General features: G+C 61.9%; 23 protein-coding genes. 10 read left to right on the top strand and 13 right to left on the bottom strand.

Annotation, left to right across the window (positions count from 1 at the left end; all coding sequences use genetic code 11):
• Entirely contained in the window at nucleotides 1–420 is a 420-nt protein-coding gene (locus tag QMG28_RS18405; protein ID WP_009574168.1) for a hypothetical protein, read from the top strand.
• Nucleotides 420–1445: a TrbL/VirB6 family protein gene (locus tag QMG28_RS18400; RefSeq protein WP_009574169.1), complete on the top strand. Its 1026-nt coding sequence runs from the start codon at nucleotides 420–422 to the stop codon at nucleotides 1443–1445. The genes QMG28_RS18405 and QMG28_RS18400 overlap by 1 nt, the downstream gene beginning before the upstream one ends.
• 120 nt (nucleotides 1446–1565) lie before the next feature.
• Here the strand turns inward: QMG28_RS18400 and QMG28_RS18395 are convergent, their stop codons facing one another.
• The 4 genes from QMG28_RS18395 to mobC form a co-directional block, all read right to left on the bottom strand.
• Entirely contained in the window at nucleotides 1566–2285 is a 720-nt protein-coding gene (locus QMG28_RS18395; RefSeq protein WP_009574170.1) for a HoxN/HupN/NixA family nickel/cobalt transporter, read from the bottom strand.
• Nucleotides 2286–2598: 313 nt separating this feature from the next.
• On the bottom strand, nucleotides 2599–4554 hold the full coding sequence (locus tag QMG28_RS18390; protein WP_009574171.1) for a type IV secretory system conjugative DNA transfer family protein: 1956 nt from the start codon (nucleotides 4552–4554) through the stop codon (nucleotides 2599–2601).
• The gene (locus QMG28_RS18385) at nucleotides 4547–6895 is read right to left on the bottom strand and encodes a relaxase/mobilization nuclease domain-containing protein (RefSeq protein ID WP_074646436.1); all 2349 of its coding nucleotides are present in this window, start codon (nucleotides 6893–6895) and stop codon (nucleotides 4547–4549) included. The genes QMG28_RS18390 and QMG28_RS18385 overlap by 8 nt, the downstream gene beginning before the upstream one ends.
• Nucleotides 6882–7469, bottom strand: a complete 588-nt coding sequence (gene mobC, locus QMG28_RS18380; protein ID WP_074646435.1) for a plasmid mobilization relaxosome protein MobC — start codon at nucleotides 7467–7469, stop codon at nucleotides 6882–6884. Before mobC ends, QMG28_RS18385 begins: the two co-directional genes overlap by 14 nt.
• A 552-nt stretch (nucleotides 7470–8021) precedes the next feature.
• Here mobC and QMG28_RS18375 point away from each other — a divergent pair.
• From QMG28_RS18375 to QMG28_RS18355, 5 genes are all read left to right on the top strand, one after another.
• A complete protein-coding gene (locus QMG28_RS18375; RefSeq protein WP_038073754.1) occupies nucleotides 8022–8741 on the top strand; it encodes a ParA family protein in 720 nt (239 codons plus the stop codon).
• Between the two features lie 10 nt (nucleotides 8742–8751).
• The gene (locus QMG28_RS18370) at nucleotides 8752–9393 is read left to right on the top strand and encodes a hypothetical protein (protein WP_074646434.1); all 642 of its coding nucleotides are present in this window, start codon (nucleotides 8752–8754) and stop codon (nucleotides 9391–9393) included.
• Between the two features lie 162 nt (nucleotides 9394–9555).
• Nucleotides 9556–9795, top strand: a complete 240-nt coding sequence (locus tag QMG28_RS18365; protein ID WP_074646433.1) for a hypothetical protein — start codon at nucleotides 9556–9558, stop codon at nucleotides 9793–9795.
• Nucleotides 9796–9915: 120 nt separating this feature from the next.
• Complete coding sequence (locus QMG28_RS18360) at nucleotides 9916–11028, top strand: Fic family protein (RefSeq protein WP_074646432.1); 1113 nt, start codon at nucleotides 9916–9918, stop codon at nucleotides 11026–11028.
• Nucleotides 11029–11233: 205 nt separating this feature from the next.
• Nucleotides 11234–11689, top strand: a complete 456-nt coding sequence (locus tag QMG28_RS18355; protein WP_009574178.1) for a hypothetical protein — start codon at nucleotides 11234–11236, stop codon at nucleotides 11687–11689.
• Between the two features lie 81 nt (nucleotides 11690–11770).
• Here QMG28_RS18355 and QMG28_RS18350 read toward each other — a convergent pair whose 3' ends face one another.
• The 5 genes from QMG28_RS18350 to QMG28_RS18330 form a co-directional block, all read right to left on the bottom strand.
• Entirely contained in the window at nucleotides 11771–12457 is a 687-nt protein-coding gene (locus QMG28_RS18350) for a helix-turn-helix domain-containing protein (protein ID WP_074646431.1), read from the bottom strand.
• Nucleotides 12458–12539: 82 nt separating this feature from the next.
• Nucleotides 12540–12896, bottom strand: coding sequence for a ubiquitination-like system serine protease family protein (locus QMG28_RS18345; protein ID WP_009574180.1), 357 nt, complete (start codon nucleotides 12894–12896; stop codon nucleotides 12540–12542).
• A gap of 8 nt (nucleotides 12897–12904) precedes the next feature.
• On the bottom strand, nucleotides 12905–14314 hold the full coding sequence (locus QMG28_RS18340; RefSeq protein WP_074646430.1) for a ThiF family adenylyltransferase: 1410 nt from the start codon (nucleotides 14312–14314) through the stop codon (nucleotides 12905–12907).
• Nucleotides 14311–14691, bottom strand: coding sequence for an E2/UBC family protein (locus QMG28_RS18335; RefSeq protein ID WP_074646429.1), 381 nt, complete (start codon nucleotides 14689–14691; stop codon nucleotides 14311–14313). The genes QMG28_RS18340 and QMG28_RS18335 overlap by 4 nt, the downstream gene beginning before the upstream one ends.
• Entirely contained in the window at nucleotides 14688–15227 is a 540-nt protein-coding gene (locus QMG28_RS18330; protein ID WP_051130673.1) for a multiubiquitin domain-containing protein, read from the bottom strand. Before QMG28_RS18330 ends, QMG28_RS18335 begins: the two co-directional genes overlap by 4 nt.
• A gap of 162 nt (nucleotides 15228–15389) precedes the next feature.
• Here QMG28_RS18330 and QMG28_RS18325 point away from each other — a divergent pair, with 162 nt between their 5' ends.
• From QMG28_RS18325 to QMG28_RS18315, 3 genes are read left to right on the top strand one after another with little or no spacing between them, the layout of a single operon-like run.
• Nucleotides 15390–15980 carry a hypothetical protein gene (locus QMG28_RS18325; protein ID WP_009574182.1) on the top strand — a complete coding sequence of 197 codons (591 nt, stop codon included), beginning with the start codon at nucleotides 15390–15392 and terminating at the stop codon, nucleotides 15978–15980.
• Nucleotides 15967–16380 carry a hypothetical protein gene (locus QMG28_RS18320; protein WP_107718005.1) on the top strand — a complete coding sequence of 138 codons (414 nt, stop codon included), beginning with the start codon at nucleotides 15967–15969 and terminating at the stop codon, nucleotides 16378–16380. The genes QMG28_RS18325 and QMG28_RS18320 overlap by 14 nt, the downstream gene beginning before the upstream one ends.
• The gene (locus tag QMG28_RS18315; RefSeq protein ID WP_105236779.1) at nucleotides 16377–17165 is read left to right on the top strand and encodes an ImmA/IrrE family metallo-endopeptidase; all 789 of its coding nucleotides are present in this window, start codon (nucleotides 16377–16379) and stop codon (nucleotides 17163–17165) included. Before QMG28_RS18320 ends, QMG28_RS18315 begins: the two co-directional genes overlap by 4 nt.
• A gap of 261 nt (nucleotides 17166–17426) precedes the next feature.
• Here the strand turns inward: QMG28_RS18315 and QMG28_RS18310 are convergent, their stop codons facing one another.
• From QMG28_RS18310 to QMG28_RS18295, 4 genes are all read right to left on the bottom strand, one after another.
• On the bottom strand, nucleotides 17427–17699 hold the full coding sequence (locus tag QMG28_RS18310; RefSeq protein ID WP_009574187.1) for a WGR domain-containing protein: 273 nt from the start codon (nucleotides 17697–17699) through the stop codon (nucleotides 17427–17429).
• Between the two features lie 84 nt (nucleotides 17700–17783).
• A complete protein-coding gene (locus tag QMG28_RS18305; RefSeq protein ID WP_105236778.1) occupies nucleotides 17784–18716 on the bottom strand; it encodes a DUF2493 domain-containing protein in 933 nt (310 codons plus the stop codon).
• 365 nt (nucleotides 18717–19081) lie between these two features.
• On the bottom strand, nucleotides 19082–20113 hold the full coding sequence (locus tag QMG28_RS18300; protein ID WP_105236777.1) for a DUF7146 domain-containing protein: 1032 nt from the start codon (nucleotides 20111–20113) through the stop codon (nucleotides 19082–19084).
• Nucleotides 20114–20116: 3 nt separating this feature from the next.
• Nucleotides 20117–24493, bottom strand: a complete 4377-nt coding sequence (locus QMG28_RS18295) for a strawberry notch family protein (protein ID WP_074646425.1) — start codon at nucleotides 24491–24493, stop codon at nucleotides 20117–20119.
• Nucleotides 24494–24553: the final 60 nt, after the last annotated feature.

Raw genomic sequence — 24553 nt, 5'->3', positions numbered from 1 at the left:
ATGCGAAAACCAATCCTCGCAGTCATGCTTGCCGCCCTTGCGGGCCCACTTGTGGCACAGACTTCGCCTCCGATCTCAAACGATCTCACGGTCGATATGTCGCCTCAACAATACCGGATCTGCAACGATCGTCCGGCGCGCCCGACCTGGATGGACGAAATCAATCCGCGGGAAGCCTACAAGGCAGCAGCTTTGATGGAATTGTACGAAATTCGGGCCTGGGAGGAGATCGCTGAATCTGGCGACTGCGGCTGTGAAACCCGCTTTCCCGCTTGGGGTAGCTCCGATGGCGAGTATCATGAAAGGTATGCAGGCCTTAGCCAAGCCGAGCATTCAGCGTTTCGCCGCGACTGGATTGAAGTAAGGAAGCAACTCGAGCCGAGCGTGCGTACAATCTGCGAAGCTCAAGGCAACTGGTAATGGGCGTCGTCAGCTGGATGGTCGGAACGGCAGACGCGTTCCTTGTCGATGCGGCTGAGTCCCAGTTCGGGGCCGTGGCAAGCAATACCGGCACGATCGTCCTGCTGATGGTCACGCTTTCGCTAATCGGCGTCTGCATCAACATGGCATTCCAGTTCCGCAGCATGGATGGGGCCAGCTTCTTCTGGTACCTGATCAAGCTGATGCTGATAGGGCTCTTCGCCTTCAACTGGGCAAACTTCAATGCAGTAGCGAACGCCGTCATTGGAGGCTTGGACTACGTCGCTGGCGCACTAGTGTCTTCGGTTGGCGGCGGAGGAGCCGGAGCCACACACTTTGCCGGCGAATTCGACATCCTGATCGAAAAATTCAGCCAGTACCTGAATGCCATCGGCAGCAATTTGAACTGGATGACGGGCGCGATCCTAGGCGGCATCGGGCTTATTCTTTTGAGCCTCCTTGGCTTCATGACCGGCATCGTCCTCATATTCGCCAAGATGATGCTGACCCTCATGCTCGGCCTTGCTCCGATCATGATCGCTCTGTCGCTCTTCGACGCGACCAAGGATTTCTTCCATAGGTGGGTCTCGACGACGGTCAGCTATGCCTTCTACCCCATCGTCATCGCAGCAATGTTTTCGACCGTCGTCGGCATGGCGAATTCGCTTCTCGCGCAGCTCGGTGATCCAAACTCGGCAACCAACATCGGATCGCTCGTGCCGTTCTTCGTCATGGTGTTCCTAGCCAAGGGCTTCGTCGCTGCAACGCCCCTGATTGTGCGGGGGATCTCTGGGAACCTGATGGTAGCCGCAGCGCCCGCTGTGGTCGCTGGATCGACCGGGATCATGCGGGGGATCTTCAATACCGACGGCGTGAAGGGCCGGGCGCGGATCGGTGCGCTCACGACAAGCGAAGTAATCGGACGAGGCGCGGTGCAGACGCCTGCCGCTGTGCGGAGCGCCGCGGCAACGACAAGCGCGCAGGTGGTCAGAATGGCGGAACGGGCAAAACGTTTGCGAGAGTAGAAAGGAGAAAGCAGCCTTTCGCCGCACTGTGCATGAACTCACACAATGCGGGACTTTCCGCACCTTCTGCTGTTCGACCGAATCAAGCGTGCAGGCCGTGAGGCGTTGACGAGTACGCTTTCAGCCTCCGAAGATATTAAGCGCTGTTCCGTTCTCAACGATGATGGTTGCGCCGATCCATAGCGCTGCTATCCCGATTGCTCCAGAGGTCCCAATTCGAAGCCAATTCGCCCCGCGCTGAGCTAGCAGCAACGGAAAGCTGACCACCGTGGACAACGCCGCCATTCCGGCCATCGAACCCAGTCCAAACACGGCGAAATACGCCAAAGCTTGGCTAATGTTCTGTGTCGCGCTGATTGCTAGCACCAAGAGCGCTCCTGAGCCTGCGGCGCCGTGAACCAGCCCGATACCAAGGGCCTTGGCGTTGGTCCTGTGGTGGCTGTGGTTGTGCCACACCTCGCCGTGAGGCAGCGTCTCTCCCTTGTGCGAATGGGCGTGCATGTGCTGGGAGCCGTCATGTTCGTGCATGTGGATGTGTACGCGGTCTCGGTGCAACCGCCAAAGTGTCTGCGTGCCGAGCGCCACGATCATCACGCCAACCGCAAATTCAAGTCCTGCTTGCATTTGGCCCGAAATTGTAAGGCCCAGCAGCACTACAGCAGCGCAGAAACCGAATAACGCGAGTGTATGTCCCAGCCCCCAGAATGCCCCACGGGCAATCAGCGCTCGGCGGCTGCCCTTCTGAGCCAGCATGTTGGATACGGCGGTCAAGTGATCGGTCTCAAGCGCGTGCCCCATGCCGATGACGAAGGCGAGCAATAGGATCGCGGAGTAACTCATGCCTTAGACCTCATGTATTGAGCCCGGGACGCATCACCGGAATAGGCGCCGTCCCACCATTCCTGCAGGACCAACAGCGCCCTTCTAAACCACCGCTTCGAACTTCCCATGCGGCCCCCTTCCCGATCGCAGTTGTCGACGATGCGCGCAACCCGTCACGCCAGACCGCATCCCGTGTCTGGCATGACGGCCATACGTGCCTTCTGCTACCAATGGCCGGAACGCGGTCAAGACCGCATGTGCAGCTGTCGTCCGCAAAGGGCTCTTCAGTTACATTCGCCGCGAGGAGAATGAACGTCAACTCCTGCGAAACTCATCCGTGCTCCGCGATGATAGCTCTCGTTGTCTGAACTGCCGAAGCAAGCGTTGTCCGGTCTGTGTTCGTGATACCTAGGCCCTCAACATCAAGCGACAGCTGGCCCTGGCCACCGCCGCTTGCAGCGACACGAGCCGCGCGGCCGCGGGCCTTCGCTGCGCTGACAGGGTCGGTTTTCGATACGTTGGGCGCATTCGGGCCGACGTCCCGCGGTCCCGCAGCCGCCCGCACCTCCTGCAGTTCTTGCTTCAGCCTAGCCACCGTCTCGCGGGTCTCGGACATCTGCCGATCCCGCCTCAGTTTGTCCTCGTCTGGATATGGGAAGCTTCCCGATTGACCGGCGTGCAGAATCTGCAATGCCGGATCCTCAAAATACTTCACCCTTCTCCCGCGGATGGGCATCTGCGCGTCGATCACGAGAATGACCTCGTCGAGGTCCATGCGTCGGGCCTCATCCTCGGTCAGGAGCGGGGTATCTTCTGTCCTCTCCGAGACGCTGCGCCCTTCGAATGGATTGCGTCCAACAGCACGGGAGCGGGTCACCACACGCTTGGTGGTCTTGCCGACAGCCTGGCTCAATTCCTCGATGGTCTTCTGCTCGGATGGGGTGAGGTAGAGCTTTACCCCGGCGCCGCCCTGCAGCGACCTGCGGGTGTTTTCACCATAGATCTCGTCCAGCGCCGGGATCGTCTGGGTCACGATGGCGAGGTTGCCGCCGAAGGAGCGCAGCGTCTTTATGCTTTCGGCGACGATTGGCATTTTCCCGAGCCGGTCAAACTCGTCGAGCATGATCATCACCGGCCAGGGCTCGTCATCGCCGGGTTCCTGTGCTTGCAGCGAGGCGATCAGGTCCGAGAAGAAGAGGCGGATCAGCGGGGCAAGCGGGCGGATCATCTCGGATTCGACCGCAAGATAGATCGCATGTGGGCGGCGGCGGATATCCCGGAAGGAAAAGTCAGAGGTCGCGGTGGCCGCGTCGATCGCGCGGTTGTCCCAGGTGTCGAGACCCGATGTCATGAGAAGCGAGAGGTAGGAGGTGAGGGTGTCGTTGTTGGTCGAGGCCATACGCTCGAAGATCAGTTTGGCCGAGGTGTTCTTCACCTCCTGCGAACGCTTCAGATATTCCTTCTGCTTGTCGCCCCCCGAGGCGGTGATGCGGTAGATCTCGCCGATGGTCGGCACGCCGCGCTCGAAAGCCAGAAGACCGGCCGCCACGAACAAGTCGATACCGCCTGCGAGAAGGCCGCTCAGCTTTTCGTTGTCGGTCTGCAGGAAGAGCTTCGCGGTGAGTTTAAGCTCCATCTGCTGCCGGTCGGGGTTGGTCATGGCAGCAATGCGCGCCAGCGGATTATAGCGATGTGTTGGTCGGTCCCAGTCGGTCGGCGCGAAGCGGAAAACCTTGTCCCCCATGCTGGCGCGGAAGCGCGAGGTCTCGCGGAAGTTCTCGCCTTTCACGTCGAGCACCACGGCGGAGCCCTTGTAGGTCAGCAGGTTCGGGATCACGAACCCCACGCCCTTGCCCCGGCCCGTGGGCGCCACGATCAGCGCGTGGGGGAAGGTTTTTGAGACTAGGAACGGGCGCTTGGATTTCGGGGAGCCGAGCTTGCCCAGAAGGAAGCCGCCGCCGGGCTTGGCAAAGAAACCGTTCCTCTTCATCTCGCTGCGAGTCTGCCAATGCGTCGTCCCGAAGCGGGTCAATGCATCCCCCAGAAGCGTGACGCTCAGCATCAGCGATGCCAGACCGAAGCCGCCAAGTATGAGGTTCACCCAGAGGAAGTCTTTTGGTGCGGACTGAGACAGACCCCGATATTCGCGGGCAAGCAGGGTGACGTCGAAACGCGTGGGAGAAAGCCCATAGCGGAACATGACAAAGCCGGTCGCCACGACATAGCCCATGGCGAGACCGACCAGCACGAGGCTCAACACTCCTAGGGCAATCTTGCCTTTATCCATGGGTGATCCCCTTCTCACCATGTGCCGCGGCGTGGCGTGCGCGCTGCGCCTCTATCTGTTCTTCCGCCAATGCATCGAGAACGCGCTCCATGGCCGGGCCATGCGCAGTGACCTCGCTGCTCTGGAGATAGGTTCTAGCGAGTTCCAGCTGGCGGAGCGGATCCTCAGTGAACTTATCGAGGACTTCTGCGTTTCCGGCCCGCAGCGCGTCGATTGCGTCGGGGCTTAGCCGTTCGTTGACCTGCCGGACGATGTCATGTCGCTCTGCCTCGGAGAGCGGGCCCTCGACGTCTGCGTTTCGCACAAAGGCCATGACGGTTGGCGCTGTCTCTTCCAGATACCGGCGCTCGGCGTAGTCTTGTCGCGCCTGGTCCTCGATCTCGAAACTGCGCTCGCTGATATAGGCACGCGACGCGCCGAGCGAACGAAGGTGGTTGATTTCGTCCTGGACGGCCTGCCCAAACTCGTCATCCGGCATCTCCGTGCGATAGCGGGCGAGGGTACGGAGCTCTTCGGTAATCGGACCGAGATGATCCGAAGGATCCCGCAAGGCGAGGTCCATGTCGCCAGCATGAAGTGTGCGGTCCTGTTCCGATACCGCATATTGCGGCGGCATTCGACTGTCAGTCATCTGTTCCCAAGCCATCGAGGCCAATTCGGCATGCTGCGGAGATCTCTGCGCATAGGCGTCGAACGCAACGCGGGCCTCCTCCACCTCCACGGCGCCCGCCCGCCGCACCGAGGGGTCGTCGGAGAACGGATGATCGAAATCCGTCCGACGGAACTGCGCCACCAGCGCCCTGAACGCCTGCCGCTCCGATGGGGCAAAGATGTCGGACCCGTCTTGCGCGAGATCACTCCTAGGTGTCGTCAACCGCTCACCAAGCGCTGCCTCAGCGTCATCCACCTCGTCGACCTCGGTTGGCGCGCGCAGGACGCGCACGTCAGTCAGAACATCGCCCAACCGAACATGCACGGCTTCCAGCCGGTCGAGCGCGTCTTCCCGGTCCGCAGATTTCTCCAGATCGAGGTCGCTTGCTTTGGCAATCCCCTGCAGATCCTGTGCCAGCCACTGGCGCTCCAATGCGGCATTGCCTGCCCCCTCCCGCAGGCGCGCGGCCACAGCCTCGGCATCGATGCCCGTGCCTTGCAACGCCTCGGCCAGCTTTGATGCCACCTCTCCATCGTCAATACGCGCGAGGTGTTCTTCACTTAAGTTCGGCCTTGCATAGATGCCGTCCCGGGATGGGGCATCGACCAGGGCGGCGGAGCGATCCCCGAGCGGGTTCAAATGCGCGACCGAGGCCAGAACGTCGGTCAGCTTGCGCTCGATCACCGGCCTCTCGGCCGCTGGCGCCCTGTCGATCGCCGCCTCGATCTGGCGAATGTTCTGAGAAAACTCGGTGATCAGCGTGTCGAACGCTGCTTCGTCTTGGGACATGTAGATGGCTCCGTCAGATTGAATCTGACCGCCACTGGCAAGGATGGTGCTGGCCCTCTCGAGCGCCTCGGACACGTCTTCGAAATTCGAACGGGACGCCTCCGCCGCGAGCCCGCGATAGATCAAAGCGTTGTGCCGGACGGTTTCCAGAGCGGCCGCCAGGTCAGCACCGGTTCTCTGGCGCTCGACTGGGGGACGACCTTCGTCGCGGGCCTTGTAGATTTCATCGATCTCGGCGCGGTAGGTCGTGACGCCGCGATCCAGACGACGCGTTGCCTCGAGCCGGATCCCGTGTCCTCTGGCCGCTTCGACCATCGCCTCGCGAAAGGCGTCGTAGTTGAAGTGATGATCCTTCCCGAGAAAGAACATTTCGCCATCCTTGCTGCGGCGGTTCAGAACGATATGCGCATGTGGATGCGCGCGATCTTGGTGTATTGCAGCAATATAGTCGAATTGCGAGCCCTCACCTTGAAAGAACTTCTCGCAGACGGCCTGGGTGATATCGCGCACCTCTTCACCACTGGTCCCAACCGGGAATGCCATCAGCAGATGCGACGTATGGCCAAGCTTGGGGCTGTAGCGCTCGTTCCACTGGTTCTCGAACCGCCGCGCCACTCGGTTGATCTCGGCTTCCGAGAGCTGCTTCTTCCCGTCATGGGTGCCGCGGCTGTCGAGGATATGGGTCGACTTCGTCGTGAGATATGTGAGCTGCGCCCGTAGCTGCGCCCCGGTGTGGCAGCCCCCTTTCGAGATAGCCTTGAAGATCGCTGGCGAATAGCCGCGCGCGGCCCGGACCATCTGCGCGCCCTTGGAAAGCCCCTGCCAGGATCCCGAAACCCGGCTCCAGCCGCGGTCGAAAAGCGCCGGATCGATGCCACGGACCCGGTCACTCCGCGCCATTCTCATCCCTCTCGGCGAGGCCCGCCAGGGCAGAGCTGATCTCAAGGTCCAGCAGGCTGCGCCGCGCACGCGACATCTCCTGGACCTGGTCGGCCAGATCGAAGACCAGACCCGCAAGGGCGCGGACGTCACGGTGACTTGAGGCCGGGTAGGACAGTCTCTCGCCCCGCACCTTGGCCTCGTTCAGACGTCGCGCGATCTGGTTCACGTTGTTGCCGACCCGGTTGAGCGCGGCGCCGAGGCTGCGCAACTCGTCACACATCTCGTCGTCGGGCAAGAAGACACCTTCGGCCGCCAGCATCAGGCGGCGCATGGCATCAGAGCGGTGCGCAATCCCGCGCCGCGACAGTGCCGCGTCGAACCGGCGCAGGTCGTCGTCCGAGACCCGGATCCCCACAACCCGCGATCGGCTGCCGTTCGCTGTCTGACGCTCATCCCGGTGGTTCACCACGTTGTAGATCGTCTTCAGGCTGACATCGTAGCGCGCGGCCAATGACGCCGCGGAGACGCCGTTCCGGCGCTCCTGGGCGATGGTCGATCGCTCGATCTCTGACAGTCTGCGGCGGCGGGACATTTTGAAGTTAACGTTCCTATTTCTTGCCAACTTCGTACAAGCCCGCCGACTCCCAACGCAAGTGGAGTCGGCCATAAGGGATTGTACTCAATGTAGAAAATCGCCCTGCAGGGGCGATTTCCCGTCCTTTGTCAAATGGATCGCGCGCCGCGCTCATTGCACCACGCGATGCGGTCTCCGCATCGCGCATCGCGTCTTTTGCGCCCCGTCTCTTGCACCCCGCAAGACGGGTTCTGCCGCGCGCTGACCGTCTCGCGTCACCCGCAGAACGCCATACGCGAGACTGCCTCCCGTCGTCTGGAGCGCGCTATCCGTCACCTGCATTCCGTCCGCAGCACATCGCCGAGCGCATCCCGACATTTGGAGGGTGTGCGGTGCCCCGCGACGAATGCTGACGGCGCCACGGCAGACGTCGCACGGTCATCGCATTACGCCACCCGCTGCATGCCAAACGCAGTTCGCATCCCGACTTCTGCTTGACCCCTCCGCCTCATGCGTTTAGCGACGCTTTTGCATTATCGTTGCGATTCACTATTTTTGCGGAGGATCAGAATGCCGAACGAAAATCTTGTGGTGATCGCAGCGATGGCCCGGAAAGGGGGCAGTGGAAAAACGACGCTTTCGCGCGCCTTGATCAGTGCCGCGATCGCCGCCGGACGCAGAGTGATGTTGATCGACACGGACAGCACGAGAGTACTCGGGGCATGGCATGCTCGGGCGGAAGCCGGTGGGCTGAGTTCGCCGCTTCTCTGCTCGGCCACCGTCGAAAGCGTGGCGGGTGTCGAGGGTCAGATCGATCAGGTCTACATGGCAGGCACGGCAGACTTCATCTTCATCGATACCGCGGGGGTCGGTGCCGAATGGTCAGACGGCATCGCGGTGCTTGCGGACCACATTGTGACGCCCGTCATGCTGTCGACATCTGATTTCGATGTCGGAGCGCAGACGGCTGATTGGTTTGAGAAACTGAAATCCCGTGTTGACGACCCCTCCAGCCTTCCGCGCCACCACGTCGTCCTGAACATGGTCGACCCGAAAACGACCCGTGCTGACGCCGCCCTGATTGAAGAAGCGCTCACCCGTTTCCCGGTGATTGAGACCGTCATGATGCGGCGGAACACTTACAAGGAGATGGACCAGAAGGGGCTTCTCCACGCCTTGGCACTGGAAAAGCAATCTGATCCAAACCCTCTGATGCGTCCACATGTACGTCATGTCGTCGAGGCGCTCGAGGAGGCGACGGACATCCTCAACAACATTCTTGCTGCGTGAGGACAGTCGATTGCGCAAGAAGATCCCGACCATCACCAGGCCCGACCCAGCCTACGCCGCCACCCTGCAACAGGGTGACCGCGAGATTCCCGGGACGGAAGATGAGGCACAGGTCACAGCAACAAAGACAGGCACCCCAGCCACTGACGTTGACGCTGATCGGCACGAGTCAGAGCTTATGCCGGGAGGTACCGTGGCGCCGCACCAAGTCACCGCGGAAAGCTCTGACCCGCATACCAGCCTGAGAGCTCCCGTATCGGCGCGCGCATTGAGCCCGACCCGGAAGATCGACATCAGGGTCAACGCACTCGAACGACAGGAAGCAGCGCTGGAGACTTGTGGTGTTGAGCCAGCACATGTGGTGCGTGCCGCCCTGCGCCGTGCAGTCAAAGGCTGGCAACTGTCGCCGGTCTTCGCCCCAGTCGCTGAGGAGCGACGCACTCGAAACACGCAGTGGCAGGCCCGGACATCTCTGGCAGTAGATGCAGCCAGCCTGGGTGTCCTCCTCCGGGACCACGACCCCCTCGACGTCTTGAGTAAATGGGCTCTGATCCGCGGTCAGGTGGAACCACGCATATGGGGCGAGATCGACAGAATCTTGGAAGAAATTGCTGTTCCCGCTGCATCGCCGCATGAGCAGCCCGGACCTTAAGGAACCTATCTGAAAGGACAACTTTCACTTCGCCGGTGGATTTTTGCCCATACGCGGCCATTCGCCTTGAAGTTGCATAATGCCGCCATTAACACCGCCGAACAGATTTTTTTATGACCTCATTGTTAAAGAGTTACGAGGTCCATTTTGGAGGAACGCATTATGAACACGAAGCCCCGCCTGACTGGCGAACCGATCATGCGCATCCTCTGCAAGACATCTGAAAATCTGGTTGGCTACCTGTACCAATGGAACAATGGTGACGTGCAGCCTGCCTGGTTCGACGGCGCCATGGCGGACGTTCGCTATGAACCATTCTTTCAAGCGCCGGAACAAAACCCCGCCGATCCGAAGGCCCCCAGACCGCGTCAGCAAGGTCTGACGCACCTTGAAAAGGCATAGCTCAAGGCCTCGCGTCGTTTTGTGGGTCACCCCATCGCGCAGGTCCTTTGAGCGATAGAGTTGACTTCTATGCCTCAGAAGTGGTCTAGATGTGAGTTATAGAAAGGATGTCTATAACTCATGGCTTGGAACTGGACGCTGCCTGATTGGCCGGATTTCCGGTATGACGCCTCCGCTCTGGAGCCGTTTGAGCAGACGTTCCTGCTGTCGTCCGGAGAAATCCTCGGCGCGGTCCATCATGTCAGCCAGCCGGAACGCGAGCAACTCCGCATCGAACTGCTCAGCGAGGAAGCGATGCAGACGAGCGCCATCGAGGGTGAAATCCTCGATCGGCTCAGTGTGCAATCTTCGCTGCGCCGCCATCTGGGCCTCGATCCGGACAGCTACCCTGCCAAACCGCGCGAACAGGGCGTCGCGGAAATGATGGTCGACGTCTATTCCAGTTTTGCAGAGCTGCTAACCCATGAGACACTGTACCGCTGGCATCGGATGCTCCTGTCCCATGACCGTCGGTTGGAAACCATTGGGGCCTACCGACAACACGCCGAGGCGATGCAAATCGTTTCCGGCCGCCTTGACCGGCCCACGATCCATTTCGAAGCGCCGCCCTCGGAGCGGGTCATGCCTGAGATGGAGCGATACGCGGATTGGTTCAACAAGACCGGTCCGGGGGGAGCAGAGCCGCTTCCAGCACTGACGCGCGCAGGGCTAAGCCACCTCTATTTCGAGAGTATCCACCCATTCGAAGACGGCAACGGCCGCTTGGGTCGCGCCCTCGCTGAAAAGTCGCTGGCGCAGAACATTGGCCAGCCCACCCTCATCTCGCTCGCCTTCACCATCGAGAAGGAGCGCAAGGGATACTACGATCAGCTTGAGCAGCATCAAAAAACGCTCGACGTGACCGATTGGCTCGTCTGGTTCGCAGAAGTTGTCTTGAAGGCCCAACAGGCAACACTCGACCGCGTAGGCTTCTTCATCAGCAAGGCACACTTCTACGATCGTCACAGAGACCACTTGAACGAACGCCAGGCCAAGGCCATCGCTCGAATGTTTCAGGAAGGCCCTGGCGGTTTCAAAGGCGGCCTCAGCGCCGACAACTATCTCAAGATCACCGGAACTTCACGCGCAACCGCAACCCGCGATCTGCAGGATCTGGTCGAGAAAGGTGCGCTCAGCCGGACCGGTGAGCGACGGCATACGAGGTACTGGTTGAACCTAGACCATATGGAGTAGCGCAAGCGACGATGACTTCATATTGGTATTTATTATCAATATGTTACCAAAATACGCATAATTCGTTTTATGTAATTTTTTTGCCCTATTGATATTTGAATCGGGCTAGCTAAGAATCTGAAAAAACCAGCGCGATAAAATAGCTCCAAGTAGCGCTTTATTGAGAATGCTTCCCCGGATTCAGCCTGATTGAGCTGCAACGAGCATGACGATACAGGACGAAGGCCGCCTGAAGGCGGCATGGAACCAGAAGACAATCCCTGTCGCGCTTCGCCGTGACGGCAAGGGCGAACGGGTCAGGGTCCGCCTTCCTTATGCGGACGACAACTATGCCTGGCTCAGGAATGGCCGGCGCATCCGGCCAAGCTGGAACTCGGCACTGGGATGCTGGGAGAGTCCCAAGGCATGGTTCAATGACCTCGTGAACCGCTGTCTTCGCCGCTGGGGCCTGATCTATGTCATCCAACCCTACCGGGAGCAGGAGATCTGCGCTCCGGCCTGCATGAACGCCATCGGCCATGAGTGCCAGTGTTCCTGTATGGGGGCCAACCACGGCCAGGGCGACGATGGCGGCTGGTTCTCGACAAGCGAGGCCTTCGCGGCCCGATGGGGCGACCGTGAACTCGCCTGTCGTCTCATGACGGTCAGCTCTGAAAAGTAGAGGCCCGGCCGATATGGCCAGGCCTGCGACAGACGTGCAGATGATGGTCATGACCAGACAGAGAGGCCCGTCGAGAACAAATCACAGCTTGGGGCGATCCTGTTCTGGAACCTCCCACGGGTCCTCCAGGGTGACGATGCCGTAGCGGACGCCATCGCGGCCGGCCTTCGGAAGAAAGGTGATCATCCCGATATCCAGGATCATCCCCTTGTCGTGCATGTGCTGCTGTCGGAAGTGACCGAAGTGCGTGAGATATCCGAGGCCCTCCAACTCGAGACACAGCGCGGAGATCGCGGCCGAATACTCAAGCCGCTGGCCGGCGCTGCTCATATCCCAGATCCCGTCCAGATCGGTCATCCAGTCCGAAATCGCGGCAGTCAGTTCGAGGGCATTGCCGGCCTCCACCGCGCCGGCGTTGAACAGGAGCCCGTGCCATTCGCGGTTACGGGAATAGAAGTCGTTGGGCTTCCTGATGGGGGACGTGGGCACGAGCACCGTCTTTTTCAGCGCGCGCTCCATTTCTTCCTGCTGGCGCTTCTCCTCCTCGGGGGTGAGCTTGGAGAAGACCGTGATGTCGAACCCGAGGCCGCGCGCGAGGCTTCGCAAGGTCTGCACCTCGGGCACGTGCCGTCCGCTTTCCACCTTCTGGATCGTGCGGACCGTCAACCCGGAGGTGTCCGCAAGGTTCTCCTGGGTTAGAGAGAACATCTTGCGGATATACTTGCACTGGTTGGCGATATACTCGGCGTCTCGTTCCATCGTTTCCATCAGATCACTCCATGTTGCTGACAGGAATAGCATGGCACGCCGGCTCTGGGGGGTCCCCGAACGCAACCCGAACGCTCGACTGCTATCCCGCCCCGGGGCCGCTGTCCTTGCACCAGTCAATCCGCCCCTGCCGGATCCAGAAGTGACACCGGCATTCGTTCGTCTGGCGGACCGACGGCGAGATGGTCGGGCGCCTCAGCCAGTCTGACATGGCCGTCCACCTGGGCCTCCGGTTCTTGCTGAGGGACAGTTTGATGGTCTCGCCGCACCCACCAGGGCAGTGGAAGCAGGCCCATTTGTCGACGCCATCGCGCACGATGGTCATCTCCCCCGGCACGATCTGATCCGGCGTCGGGTGTCTGGGTGTTACCCTGGCAAGCAGGTCACTTCGTGGAATGAGGCGGAAGAGCTCGAGGCTCTTCCGCAGAATGTCGATCATCATCCCGCTCACCCGATGCGATCCAGGAACGGATCGATGTCGCCGAGACCCCAGTATTCCTCGCTGCCGCAGACCGGGCAGTCGGACCGAGGCTGCGCCGCCTGCGAACGCTCTAAACCCTTGTCGAGCTTGCGATAGCGTTGCCATGTCCATCCACCGCCGCCGCGGAAGTCAACGAGACCGGCAAGAAGTTCGTTCACTGCCATGGTGGCGGCCTCGGAGGTGAAGGTCACGACGGCCGGCGCGGGATTACCTCCGCCGCGGACGTAGGCTTCGGTCTTCTGCCGTTCATATTCGACGGGGTCCGATCGCTGGAGGTCCTCCTCGCGAGCCCTGACGCGATCGACTGTGCCGCGGCAGCCGTGGCACGCCGACGTGGGAAACAGCACGCTGACCCGCGCGGCCATCTCGAGGAGGCCGGGCTCACCATCATCACGGGGCATGAGGACCAGCCCGACATCGATGACCGGGATCAGGTAGAAGTGCGCCACGCGGTTCAGGTAGAGGCGCCCGGCGTGATCGTCCGTGCATCCGAAGATGACGTCGCAGGATTTCAGCGCGTCACGGATATGCGGCGCATCCACCCAGCCGTTCATCGACCGGATCTCGACGTCGAGGCCCATCATCGTCACCTCGCGCGCCATGACGTCGACCTTGGGCACCGCGTTTTCAGCATCCTTTCGGGTCGCGCCATACAGGCGGTTCAGGTTGGAATGCTCGACCACGTCATCGTCGATGACCAAGATGCGCCCCACGCCGAGGCGAGCGAGGAGATGGACCACCGGGCTGCCGGTGCCGCCGCAGCCGACCACGGCAACGGAGAGCTGTTTGAGGAGTCCGTTGACCTCCGGCCCGAAGGCCAGTGCCTGCCGGGCCAAGGCTTCCGACGGGGTCGGCACGTCGGTCGACTGGATCTCGAGCCGAGTGCCGATGACGGTCACGCGGCGACAGGGCAAGGGTGTCATGTCGTCTTCCCAGACCCGTGCCCGGTAGAGGCCGTCACCGACTTGCACGACGCTCACCAAGCGTGTCCCCTCGCCGTTACGGTTCCGAGCCATGGTGAAGAGGTCGCGCTCGTTGCGATCGTCCTGGTCCGAGAAACCGTCGAAGCCTCCCGGGTGACTATGAACGATCGCCGGCACCAGGCCTTCCTCCTTGGCCCGGCGACAGAGCTGGGCGAAGGAGTTGGTATTCCAGGTGACGTGCTTGTCGCTGGCATCGACGCGGTCCTCCTGCGGGATCGCGATGACCTCGTAGGAGGTGTAACGGGTCCGCGGCTCGAGGTCCCAGGGGTCCTGCGCGATCTCGCTTTTGCCGAGCAGCATGTAGGCGGCGCCCTCGTGCCCACGGGGGTGCGCGAGCAGCGCCTGCAGCTTGTCGCGGTGACGGGCGTGGAGGGTGATGTCGCTGCGCTTCATGCCGCCACCTCCAGGGCCTCTTCGACCCGCTTCAGCATGGTCCAGATGCCGTCGGTGCCGGGACGCCACTGGTTGTTATGGCGAGACCAGCGCTGCCAGTTCTGGCCATCAAAGGCCTGGCGTGCCTGCGTGCAGCGGGGCTCACGCTGGCCGACAAGGAGCTTCAGATGCGGCACGGCGTAGAACATGTCGGGGGCGACCTCGGGATACGAGGGCGGCAGCAGGATCAGGATATCCACCTGGGCGACCTGATACTTGCCTTCCGGCAGCGTGATCCCGGTGAGGATCACGCCCTTCTTTCCGCCTTCGATGACCTCGCGAACGGTGATGCCGCGACCCTCGAGGTAGCGGCGATCCTGACGGGGGAGGAGGCTCATGCCGCACCCCCTTCCGTGGTCTGGGGCACGCCGGTGAAGAAGTGCTCCAGGCCAGCATCCGCGAGGCAGATCAGATCGGTGTCGCCGACCAGGATGTCATCCTTGCCGGGGATCACCTGCCAGACGGCGAACTTCGCGGGATCGACCCCGGCCAGCTTCTTGAGCACGCGCCCGCTGATGACCTTGTGGCCCCACTCGAGGCGTTTGCCATCGATGTCGAAGCGGAAGGATTCCGCGCTCGGGAAGACCAGGAAGCGCTCGACCTGGCCAGGGCGCAGATCCGTGGTTTCCTCGAGGCGCAGTTCTTCAAGTTCACCGTTGCGCAGCACCTGGAACACGAGGTGTTCCTCGGCCTTACGGAAGTCGGCCCCCTCGATGATCTGGCGGCCGGTGGGCGTCGGATCGTCGATGACGGCGTCGGTGAACTTCAGGTCGTGGTCGCCGACTTTGACCTTGTAGGGTCCGTGGTCGCGGGGCTTGCGGCCGGCCTTCAGGGCGGCCTGGAGATCTTCGATTTCCATCTGTTCGGTAGTCATGGCAGCAAATCCTTTTCTTGTCTGCTCGACGCCCGCAGCAGGCGCCATCAATGGTGTATGCGCGGCACAAGAGGGTTCGCGTTCTTAGCCTTGATATTTTTTTGAATTTTCTTGACTGCGATAGGTCGCTGCGTGCGCATATGTATATTAAGAGCAGCGAAGATGGCGATTGGCATGGCGAAAGACACACCCCAAGAGTTCAATACCCTCAAGGAATTCACTGACGAACTGGACCTTCTCTTCCGCGATGATGTCGCACTCAGAAAGCTCCTTCAGAAGGCGCGCAACTGGTGCATTCGGAACAACCGAGTCGGCGACGAGGAGGAGGTCCTTCAAGAGGCCGTCATGAGGGTGATGAAAAGTGAGATCACCGGGACACGCCAATGGCCCAAAGGTGTTGCGCTTATGGACTTTCTCTCCGGCGTGATGCGGAGCATTGCATCGGAGCGGCCTAAGATCGGGTTTCGCAAGAACGCCGACAAAGACATGGAGGCCGCGAAGGACATTGCCTCGTCGTGCAACCAAGAAGGGCAGCTCTTCGAGAAAGAATTTATGGCCCGCTTCATGGCGCTCTTCGAGGGTGATGACGATTCACAGCTATACCTCCTGGCTCTGGAGGAAGGGCAATCGAAGTCCGAGATCATGACGGGCCTCGACTGGAATGAAAGGGAATACAACACGGTGGTGCAGCGGGTCAAAAGGACACGCAACGCCCACCCGGAAATGAAAGAGATGCTCAATGGCGAAGGATAAGAAAACCTTTCAAGATCGCCTGGCGGAGGAAATCGACGAAGCTATCACGAACGCTTCAGACGAGGATATTCGAAAAGAGGCTGAAGAGGCCGGGGAGGACATTGCTGCTTTCGGTGATCGCATGAGAGTTTGGCTGGAGACCGCGAAAGACGAGGTCGCCGAAATGGCAATGAAGGAAGCCAAGGCCGCAGCTGAGCAAGGTCGTGCAACGCGCGACCAGAATGTCGTCTCCATGGCTCAACGCAGGCCTGCGAACAGGCCTGGCAACTTCATGCCCGATACGGTGGCCGCTCGTCATGGAAAGAAGCTGTCGGAGAGAGACAGAAAAGGGATCGAGAAGGACTTGGAAGACCTGTTCGACGATGACGCTTGGCCTGACAAAAACGGCGATGAAGAATGACTCATTCTCCGCGTCGTGCTGAGGAGATCCTCCAGGCTTTGCGCCTGAAGCGACCGGAAGACATCAACCTTGAAGCCATTGCCTGGCTTCAAGGTGCCAAGGTTGACTACCGGGAAATGGACGGATGTGAGGCTTGCATCCATGGTCGAGCTGACGTCGGCCGCGCGATAATCGCCGTGAATGACGCGCATGGAAATCTACGGCGCCAGAGGTTCTCCCTCGCACACGAACTGGGGCACTGGGAATGGCACAGGGGAGAACATCTGTTTTGTGCAAAAGAGGATATCGGGGGTAGCAAGGGGCGGGAACGAGGAATGTCCCGAGAGAAGGGCGCCAACCGGTTCGCCTCAGAGCTGTTGATGCCGGAGTTCATGCTCAAGAGCGCACTGAATGACTTCAGGAAATTCGATATGCGCACCGTCCGTCTTCTTTCGGACGCCTTTTCTGTCAGCAAGACGGCCATGGCGTATCGCTTGGTGGATCTGGATTTCGAGCCGAGCCTCCTGGCCTCTTACAGCCGCGGCGGCCTCAACTGGTTCAAGAGATCGAAGAGCGTCGGGGAGCGATGGTTCCTGCGTCGAACACTTGACCCGCAGAGCAACGCTCACGATATCCTGCACAAGGGAGCCCGGGACGACATCTCGCTGTCTCTTATGGACGCGGACACCTGGTTCGATACAGAGGGCGCCGATCGGTATGAGCTTGCTGAGCAGTCGTTCCGTGTGGGTGACGACGAGGTCATGACCTTGCTGGTCCTGAAGAGCGAATACATGATGGCGCGATAAAAATTCACAACCTCAATAGCTTCTTCACCCAGCAAGTGCTCAAGCTGACTTAAATTTACCCACGCTGTATTGACGAGATGCCTCAGACTGTCTCTAAAGCATGCGTTCGTACACCTGCCGCTCCTGCTCTAGATCACGTGCTTGGTCGGCTTGCGCTTCACGTTCACAGCCTTTCGCATATCGCTTCAAAGCAATACATCTCTTGGGAAATGACAGTGCAGCGTTTGAGTTCAAGGTCAGTGGCTGCATCGGGCCGCTTCTTCAAATTTCGCCCAATAATTTGTAGCCCCGCCGCTGCTTCGTCGCCGACAGCTTCATCAGAGCGTTGACCGCCCTGCCCTCGTCATCATGCTGTTCGATTAGCATCTGCCCTCTATACCCGATACGGCCCCATTCCCGCACAAGGCATGCGCCGCCAAACAGGTCCGGCTGAACGCTCATTCGATAGAAGCGCCGCATGTTGAGAGACGGGTCGATCCGCTTGAGATCGACCGTTGTCGGGAACACTTCCATTTGCTGCGATATGTCGAACATGTTGTTGGCGCCTCTCTCCGGACCACAATATCAAGCGCTCTTCGACGTTTCCACAATGTTCTGTGCCGGATTGAAGTCGGGGGCTCACGCCCCCTTCTCGAACTTCATGACCGGGATGCCGAGCTTCTTGGCCTTGTCGGCGAGGTTTTCCTGGATACCGGTGCCGGGGAAGACAAGGACCCCGACCGGGAGCACATCCAGCATCGCATCGTTTCGTTTGAAGGGCGCGGCCTTGGCGTGCTTGGTCCAGTCAGGCTTGAAGGCGACCTGCGTCACGCCCCGAGACTCTGCCCATTTGGCGGCGATGAGTTCTGCGCCTTTGGGGCTTCCACCGTGCAGGAGGACCATGTCTGGATACTTGGTCCGGACCTGGTCGAGCTTACCCCAGATCAGGCGGTGATCATTGAAGTCGGTCCCGCCGGTGAGGGCGACCTTGGGACCAGCGGGAAGCATTACCTCGGTCTCGGCGCGGCGCTTGGCGGCCAGGAAGTCGCGGCTGTCGATGAGCGATGCGGTCATGTGCTGGCGGTTCACCATCGAGCCGGTGCGGGGGCGCCAGGTCGATCCCGTGTGATGGACGAACTCGGTGGCGGCGTGATCGCGCATCATGTCCATGCAGTTGCGCCGTTCAACGAGAGTCAGGCCTTCGGCCGTCAGGCGCTCGAGTTCGACGGACTTCACTTCGGAGCCGTCCTGCTCGCGCTGGAGGCGGCGCTGCGCCTGCTCGTTCTCATCGAGCGTCCGCTCGATCCGGGCCGTGGCGCGGTGGAAGAGGTTGACCTGGCCCCAGAGCACCTCTTCGAGGTCGGGTTCCATACGGGTGTCTTCCAGGGTCGCGACGAGGGCGTCGAAGATGTCGGCGACGGCGACGGCGAGGCGCTGCCCATCGGGCATCGGGCGCGGATCGGGCTCGTCAAAGGGGCGATAGCCATAGAGCTGAAGCTCGTCGAGCGCATGGGCGGTCTGGGATGCGCTATGGGCGGGTTCATACGCGTCGTCGTGGGTCTGGATCGTCATCGGTTTCTTGCCTCCGGGCCTGTCTCGTCCGCGCGTCATCCCGCGCGGCCTTCATGGGCAGACCCGAGCCGTCGGAGCGGTTGCCCCTTCACCCCGGCTTCACCGGGGCCGGAACAGCGTGGAGGAGGTCGGCAGGGAAGCTATTTGTCTCGCGATGCAAAGGCGGCTTTGCCGCCGGCGGAAATAGGTTCCCTGCCGACCTTGCAGGGGCAAACGCTTTGACGGCCTGCCCATCTCTTGAAGGCCGCGCAGGGCTGACGGGTGGATGCGCAAGGACCGGGATGGGGTGAGGACGACGATCCAGTGCCACGACTGGGATGCTGCCTCCTGCCCCGCACTCCCAGCCCCCCCCTGCGCGATGCAGCTCAGCCCAATAGGCGATGCCGATCCTCTGGCCCGATCTGACCTGCCAGATGCTGGCGCAGCGCGTCCTTGCCGTTCGCCCGAAGATCATCGTTGAAATCCCCGAGCCGCGGTTCCAGCACCCGCACGCGCACCCCGACCTCGGAGGCTCTGGCGCTCAACTTCTCTGCCGCGCGATGCCCGGCCGGATCGCGATCGATCGCGATGTAGAGGCGCTTCAGCCCCGCTGGCAGCAGGACCGCCCCGAGGTGACCCGAAGAGAGTGCCGCCCAGACGGGCAGACCTGGGAACGCCTCGGACAGGGACAGCATGGTCTCGATGCCTTCGCCGATGACGAGGATGTCATCCTGCGGGGTCAGCCTGACAGCATTGCCGAGGAGGTGACCCATAGCCCGACGCTCTGGCTTCACTGCCGCCTTCCCCTGCCCGTCAGCGGCCAACCAGGTGCGATGCACGCCCTGAACGGCCCCTGCCCCATCGGTGACCGCCGCGATTATCGCAGGTCTGGGGATACTCCGGGTCTGCCCCTCTTCCCGATGCCAGCACTTCGGGTGGAAGCGTAAGGCGCCGTTCGCCCCGAATTGGGTGATGCCTCGGGAACGGAGGTAGGTCTCAGCAAGCGTGCCTGTGATCGGGTTCGAGGCCGCGAACAAACGCGCCGCCGCCGCAGGAGTGCCACCGGGCGCCTTAGCCTTCCTCGGCTCTTGCCTATCCGGGACGACCGGCTGCGGACGGCCAAGATGCGCTCGGGCCTCGGCGAGAAGGTCGGGGAAGCGCGTGATCCCCGTCCGGGCGCGGATGATGTCCAGGAGATCGCCATGCTCGCCTGTGGCCCCATCCATAAACTTGCCCGCTGCCCCTCGTCCCGACGCAGGGCCCGTCAACCGCACGAAGAGCGACCGGCCGGGGTTGTTCTGCAGATCGCCGACGATCCAGTAGGATCCTTCCCGCCGTCCGGCGGGAAGGTAGGCACGACAGACGCCTTCGGCATTTTCTGCCAGATCGCGCACGAGGTCTTCGGTCTCGGAATACATGGGTCAACAACCTCCGCGATCATGTAGCCTTGCAACAGGACAACGTGCAAGCAGACGATCCAGTATCGCGATGCCATCGGCGTCGGTCGGGCAAAACAGCCGAAGCTTCCAACTGATAATCTCCGAGAAGAAGCCATCGGCCTTGAGCCGATCCTTGGCTGCCTCCGAGAAGCCCGACAGTTCGATCCGGTTCGCGCCCATGACGCGCGAGCGGTACAATTCCATCCCTTCGGACAGGCACACCACGGTCTTGCCCTCCAGAACGAGGGCATGGATCTGAGCGGCCGAGAGCTTGGGCGCATCGGTGGCCAGCGTGGTCGCGACCCAGGCAGGCGAGACGCGGCGGCCGATGATGCGCTGCCCGTCATCGGTCTGCAGGCGATAGACCCGGGTTTCATCCTGGGGAAGCTGCTTCCAGATCGGCAGCAGCAGACCTGCCACGATGTGCAGCGTGGAGCCCGAAAACTCCGGCACCTCGGCCAGTTCCGCAGTCCACGCCGCAGTGAAGGCCGCGCGGTCGGCCTCGAGCCAGTGGGTGTCCTCCATGACCTTGGCCGGGACCGTGCTGGCATCAAGCGGGCGGATCAGGCGCAGGCGCGGCTCGATGGTCCCATCGTCCAGCATGTGACTAGTGGCGGGAACCTGCACGGCAGCCCGGCCCGAGCGGCTGTTGATGAGACACCGCGCCTTCGGGTCATCCAGCCAGTCGAACGCATCCGCGAGCGAGGTCGGCGTGTTGCGGCGTTTCTCCGCGATGGTGAGAAGCTGGGTTTCTGCGCCGGAGCCGGGATGGGCGTAGATGACACGTGCGTCGGTCACTCGAAAGCTCTCGGCACGGAGTGTCTCGAGCCCGAGATCGTAGACCCCGGCGGCGATAGCACCCGCAATTCGCTGATCGAGCAGCTCCTCGAAGGCCGCGAACAGCACGGCCTGCATGTCGATCGTCAGCGCCAGCAGGCGATTGAGGAAAGTCGTGATCGGCGGCAAGTCGTCTTTTAGCCCGTTGTCGTCGGTCAGGCTGAGACCTGTCGCGTCCTCAAACGCCCCGAGCGAGCAGCCAACGACATCGCCACGATAGATGCGGCGGTAGAGTTGGCGCAAAGCATCACGGGCGTAAGGCGACTCGAGGTTGTCCTCGGGTCGGAACAACCCTTGCCCGCCAGTCTGGCGCTGGCCGCGGGTGATCGCGCCAAGCGTGTCGAGACGACGCGCGATGGTCGAGAGGAACCGCTTTTCCGCCTTCACATCGGTGGCGACCGGCCGGAACAGCGGCGGCTGCGCCTGATTGGTGCGGTTGGTGCGCCCGAGGCCCTGGATCGCCGCATCTGCCTTCCAGCCGGGTTCCAGGAGGTAGTGGACCCGCAAGCGCTGGTTCTTCGCCCCGAGATCGGCGTGGTAGCTGCGCCCGGTGCCCCCGGCATCCGAGAAGATCAGGATAGGCTTTTCGTCATCCATGAAGGCGGCGGTTTCCGCGAGGTTGGCCGAGACCGCCCGATTTTCCACGACGAGGCGCGCAGCACTTCCTTCGCCCTTGCGCACGATACGGCGCGACCGGCCCGTGACCTCGGCGACGAGGTCGGTGCCGAAGCGCTGGACGATCTGGTCGAGTGCGCCCGGCACGGGCGGAAGCGAAGCCAGTTTCTCGATCAGCGCATCGCGCCGTCGGACGGCCTCGCGGCATTCGACCGGTTGGCCGTCTCGCGTGACGGGGCGCGACGAAAGATTACCTTCGCTGTCGGTGAAAGGCTCGTAGAGCTGCACCGGGAAGGAATGGGCAAGGTAGTCCAGGACGTATTCCCTGGGGGTGATGTCACAACGGATATCGTTCCATTCGTCAGTCGGGATATCCGTCAGGCGGCGTTCCATCAGTGCCTCGCCCGTCGAGACGATCTGGATGACCGCCGCATGACCCGCAGCCAGATCGGCATCGATGGATGCAATCAGCGTGGGGGTCTTCATCGAGGTGAGCAAATGGCCGAAGAAGCGCTGTTTGGCGCTCTCGAAGGCTGACCGCGCGGCGGATTTCGCCTGACGGTTCAACGTGCCGCTCTCGCCAGAAATGTTCGCCGCATCTAACGCCGCGATCAGGTTGTTGTGAATGATGGCGAAGGCCCCGGCATAGGCATCGTAAATGCCGCGCTGCTCGGGGCTGAGCGCATGTTCGAGCATCTCGTATTCGACACCGTCATAGGACAGCGACCGCGCCGTGTAGAGACCGAGCGCCCGGAGGTCGCGGGCAAGAACCTCCATCGCCGCGACACCGCCAGCCTCAATGGCTTCCACAAATTCCGACCGGGTCTGAAAGGGGAAATCCTCCCCGCCCCAGAGCCCGAGACGCTGCGCGTAGGCGAGGTTGTGGACCGTCGTCGCGCCCGTGGCCGAGACATAGACCACGCGGGCATTCGGAAGTTTGTGCTGCAGGCGCAGACCCGCCCTGCCCTGCTGCGATGCCATGGTATCGCCCCGCTCGCCTTTGCCCCCGGCGGCATTCGCCATAGCATGGCTTTCGTCGAAGAGGATCACCCCGTCGAAATCCGCCCCGAGCCAGTCGACGATCTGGTCGACGCGGGATTTCTTGGCCGCCCGCTCTTCGGAGCGCAGCGTCGCATAGGTGGTGAAGAGGATGCCCTCGGTCAGAGGGATGTCGCGCCCTTGTGCGAAACGCGACAGCGGCGTCACCAGAAGCCGCTCCTGGCCAAGCGCCGACCAGTCGCGCTGCGCATCCTCCAGAAGCTTGTCGCTCTTCGAGATCCAGAGCGCCTTGCGGCGGCCTTGGCACCAGTTGTCGAGCAGGATCCCAGCCGACTGGCGGCCCTTGCCCGCTCCGGTGCCATCGCCGAGGAAGAAGCCGCGGCGGAAGCGGACGGCGTCAGCGGCATCGTCCGGTGCAGCGGAGACCACGTCACCGGTCTCATCGACGGTCCAAGACCCAGTGAGATGCGCGCCATGCGCCTCCCCCGCGTAGATGACGGTCTCGAGCTGCGCGTCTGACAGCAGGCCGTCACGCAGGATGGCCGGGGGCAGCTTGGGGCGGTACGTGGGTTTCGGCGGTGCGACAGAGGCCATGGCCGCCGATTGCACAAGCTTGGTCGGGTGCGATGCGGCGTCTGGGATGTCGATAGCCTGCAAACGGAATGTCTCGTAGATCGCGTCGGACAGCCGTGCGGCATCTTCGTCCCCGGCGACGTCGCGAAGCGCGTAGTTTAGGTCTTCGACCTCGATCGGTATGTCTGATTTCGCCGGTTGAGCTGCGGAGGTCGCGCGGGATCGGCTGACGGGTTTGCGGGGGGTCGGGGCAGGACTTCCCGGGAAGAGCGAAGTGTGGCCCAGACTCACGGTAGCTGCCGGATCAAGCTCCAGGCGCGGCGGGACCTCGGCAGTGACCCGAGACATCAGATGTGCCACGTCCGGGGACGTGGGCTGGCGCAGGTCTGCGGTGGTGCCGCCCGGCTCACCGCCGCGGCATTTGTCAAAGACAGAAATCCGCGTCTCGAAGCTGGTGCCGTGCTTGGCGAAAGCTGCGCCCGACACCGCGCCGGAGAACACCAGATGCGCGGTCTCGGTCAGACGGCCGAAGGTCTCGGCCCAGGCAGGCGCATCCGGCGCGAAACCAGCTCCGGTAATGGCGACGAGCCGTCCGCCGGGGGCCAGACGCGCGAGGGCCGAGCGCAGATGCCGGGCCGTCGCCTCGGTCGACCGACCATCGACATTGGCTTGGGCCGAGAAGGGCGGGTTCATCAGGATGACGCTCGGGCGGGTCTCTTCGCCGAGATGATCATCGATCTGCGCGGCATCGAACCGGGTGACGGGGCGACCCGGGAAAAGCAGCCGAAGAAGGTCGGCGCGGGTGTCCGCCAACTCGTTCAGAGCCAGAGTGCCGCCGGCGATCTCGGCGAGGATCGCCAGAAGCCCGGTCCCGGCCGACGGCTCGAGGACGAGATCTCGGGGCGTGAGCTGTGCTGCCGCCACAGCCGTGAGCCCCATAGGCAGCGGCGTCGAGAATTGCTGAAAGCGCTCCATCTCTTCCGACCGCCGGGTGTGCGTGGGTAAGAGGCCTGCCACCTTGGCGAGGATCGGCAAGAGCGCCGCAGGCGAGCCGGCACGCGCAAGCAGCGCCCGACCGAACTTTTGCAGAAAGAGGATCTGCGCCACCTCACCCGCCTCATAGGCGAGCTTCCAGTCCCAGGCACCGGTCGCATCGGAACCGCCAAAGGCATGTTCCATCTCGCGGCGCAGGTGCAGCGCGTCGATCTGAAGTCCTTGCGCCAGATCGGGCTGCAGCGCTTCGGCAACAGCAACGATCGCAGGGGCAGGATTTGCTGCCAACGGAACAACGGGCGCAGGCAAGGACGCCTGCGCAACAGGGGCAAGATGGGTCATCGGGAAACTCCGGAATGAAGGACAGGATCAGGCCCGGACACCCTATCTCGGGCAGCCTCG

The sequence above is a fragment of the Sinisalibacter aestuarii genome, assembly GCF_027923545.1.
Taxonomy (GTDB): Bacteria; Pseudomonadota; Alphaproteobacteria; order Rhodobacterales; family Rhodobacteraceae; genus Sinisalibacter; species Sinisalibacter aestuarii.
This window is presented reverse-complemented; position numbering and strand designations above follow the sequence as displayed.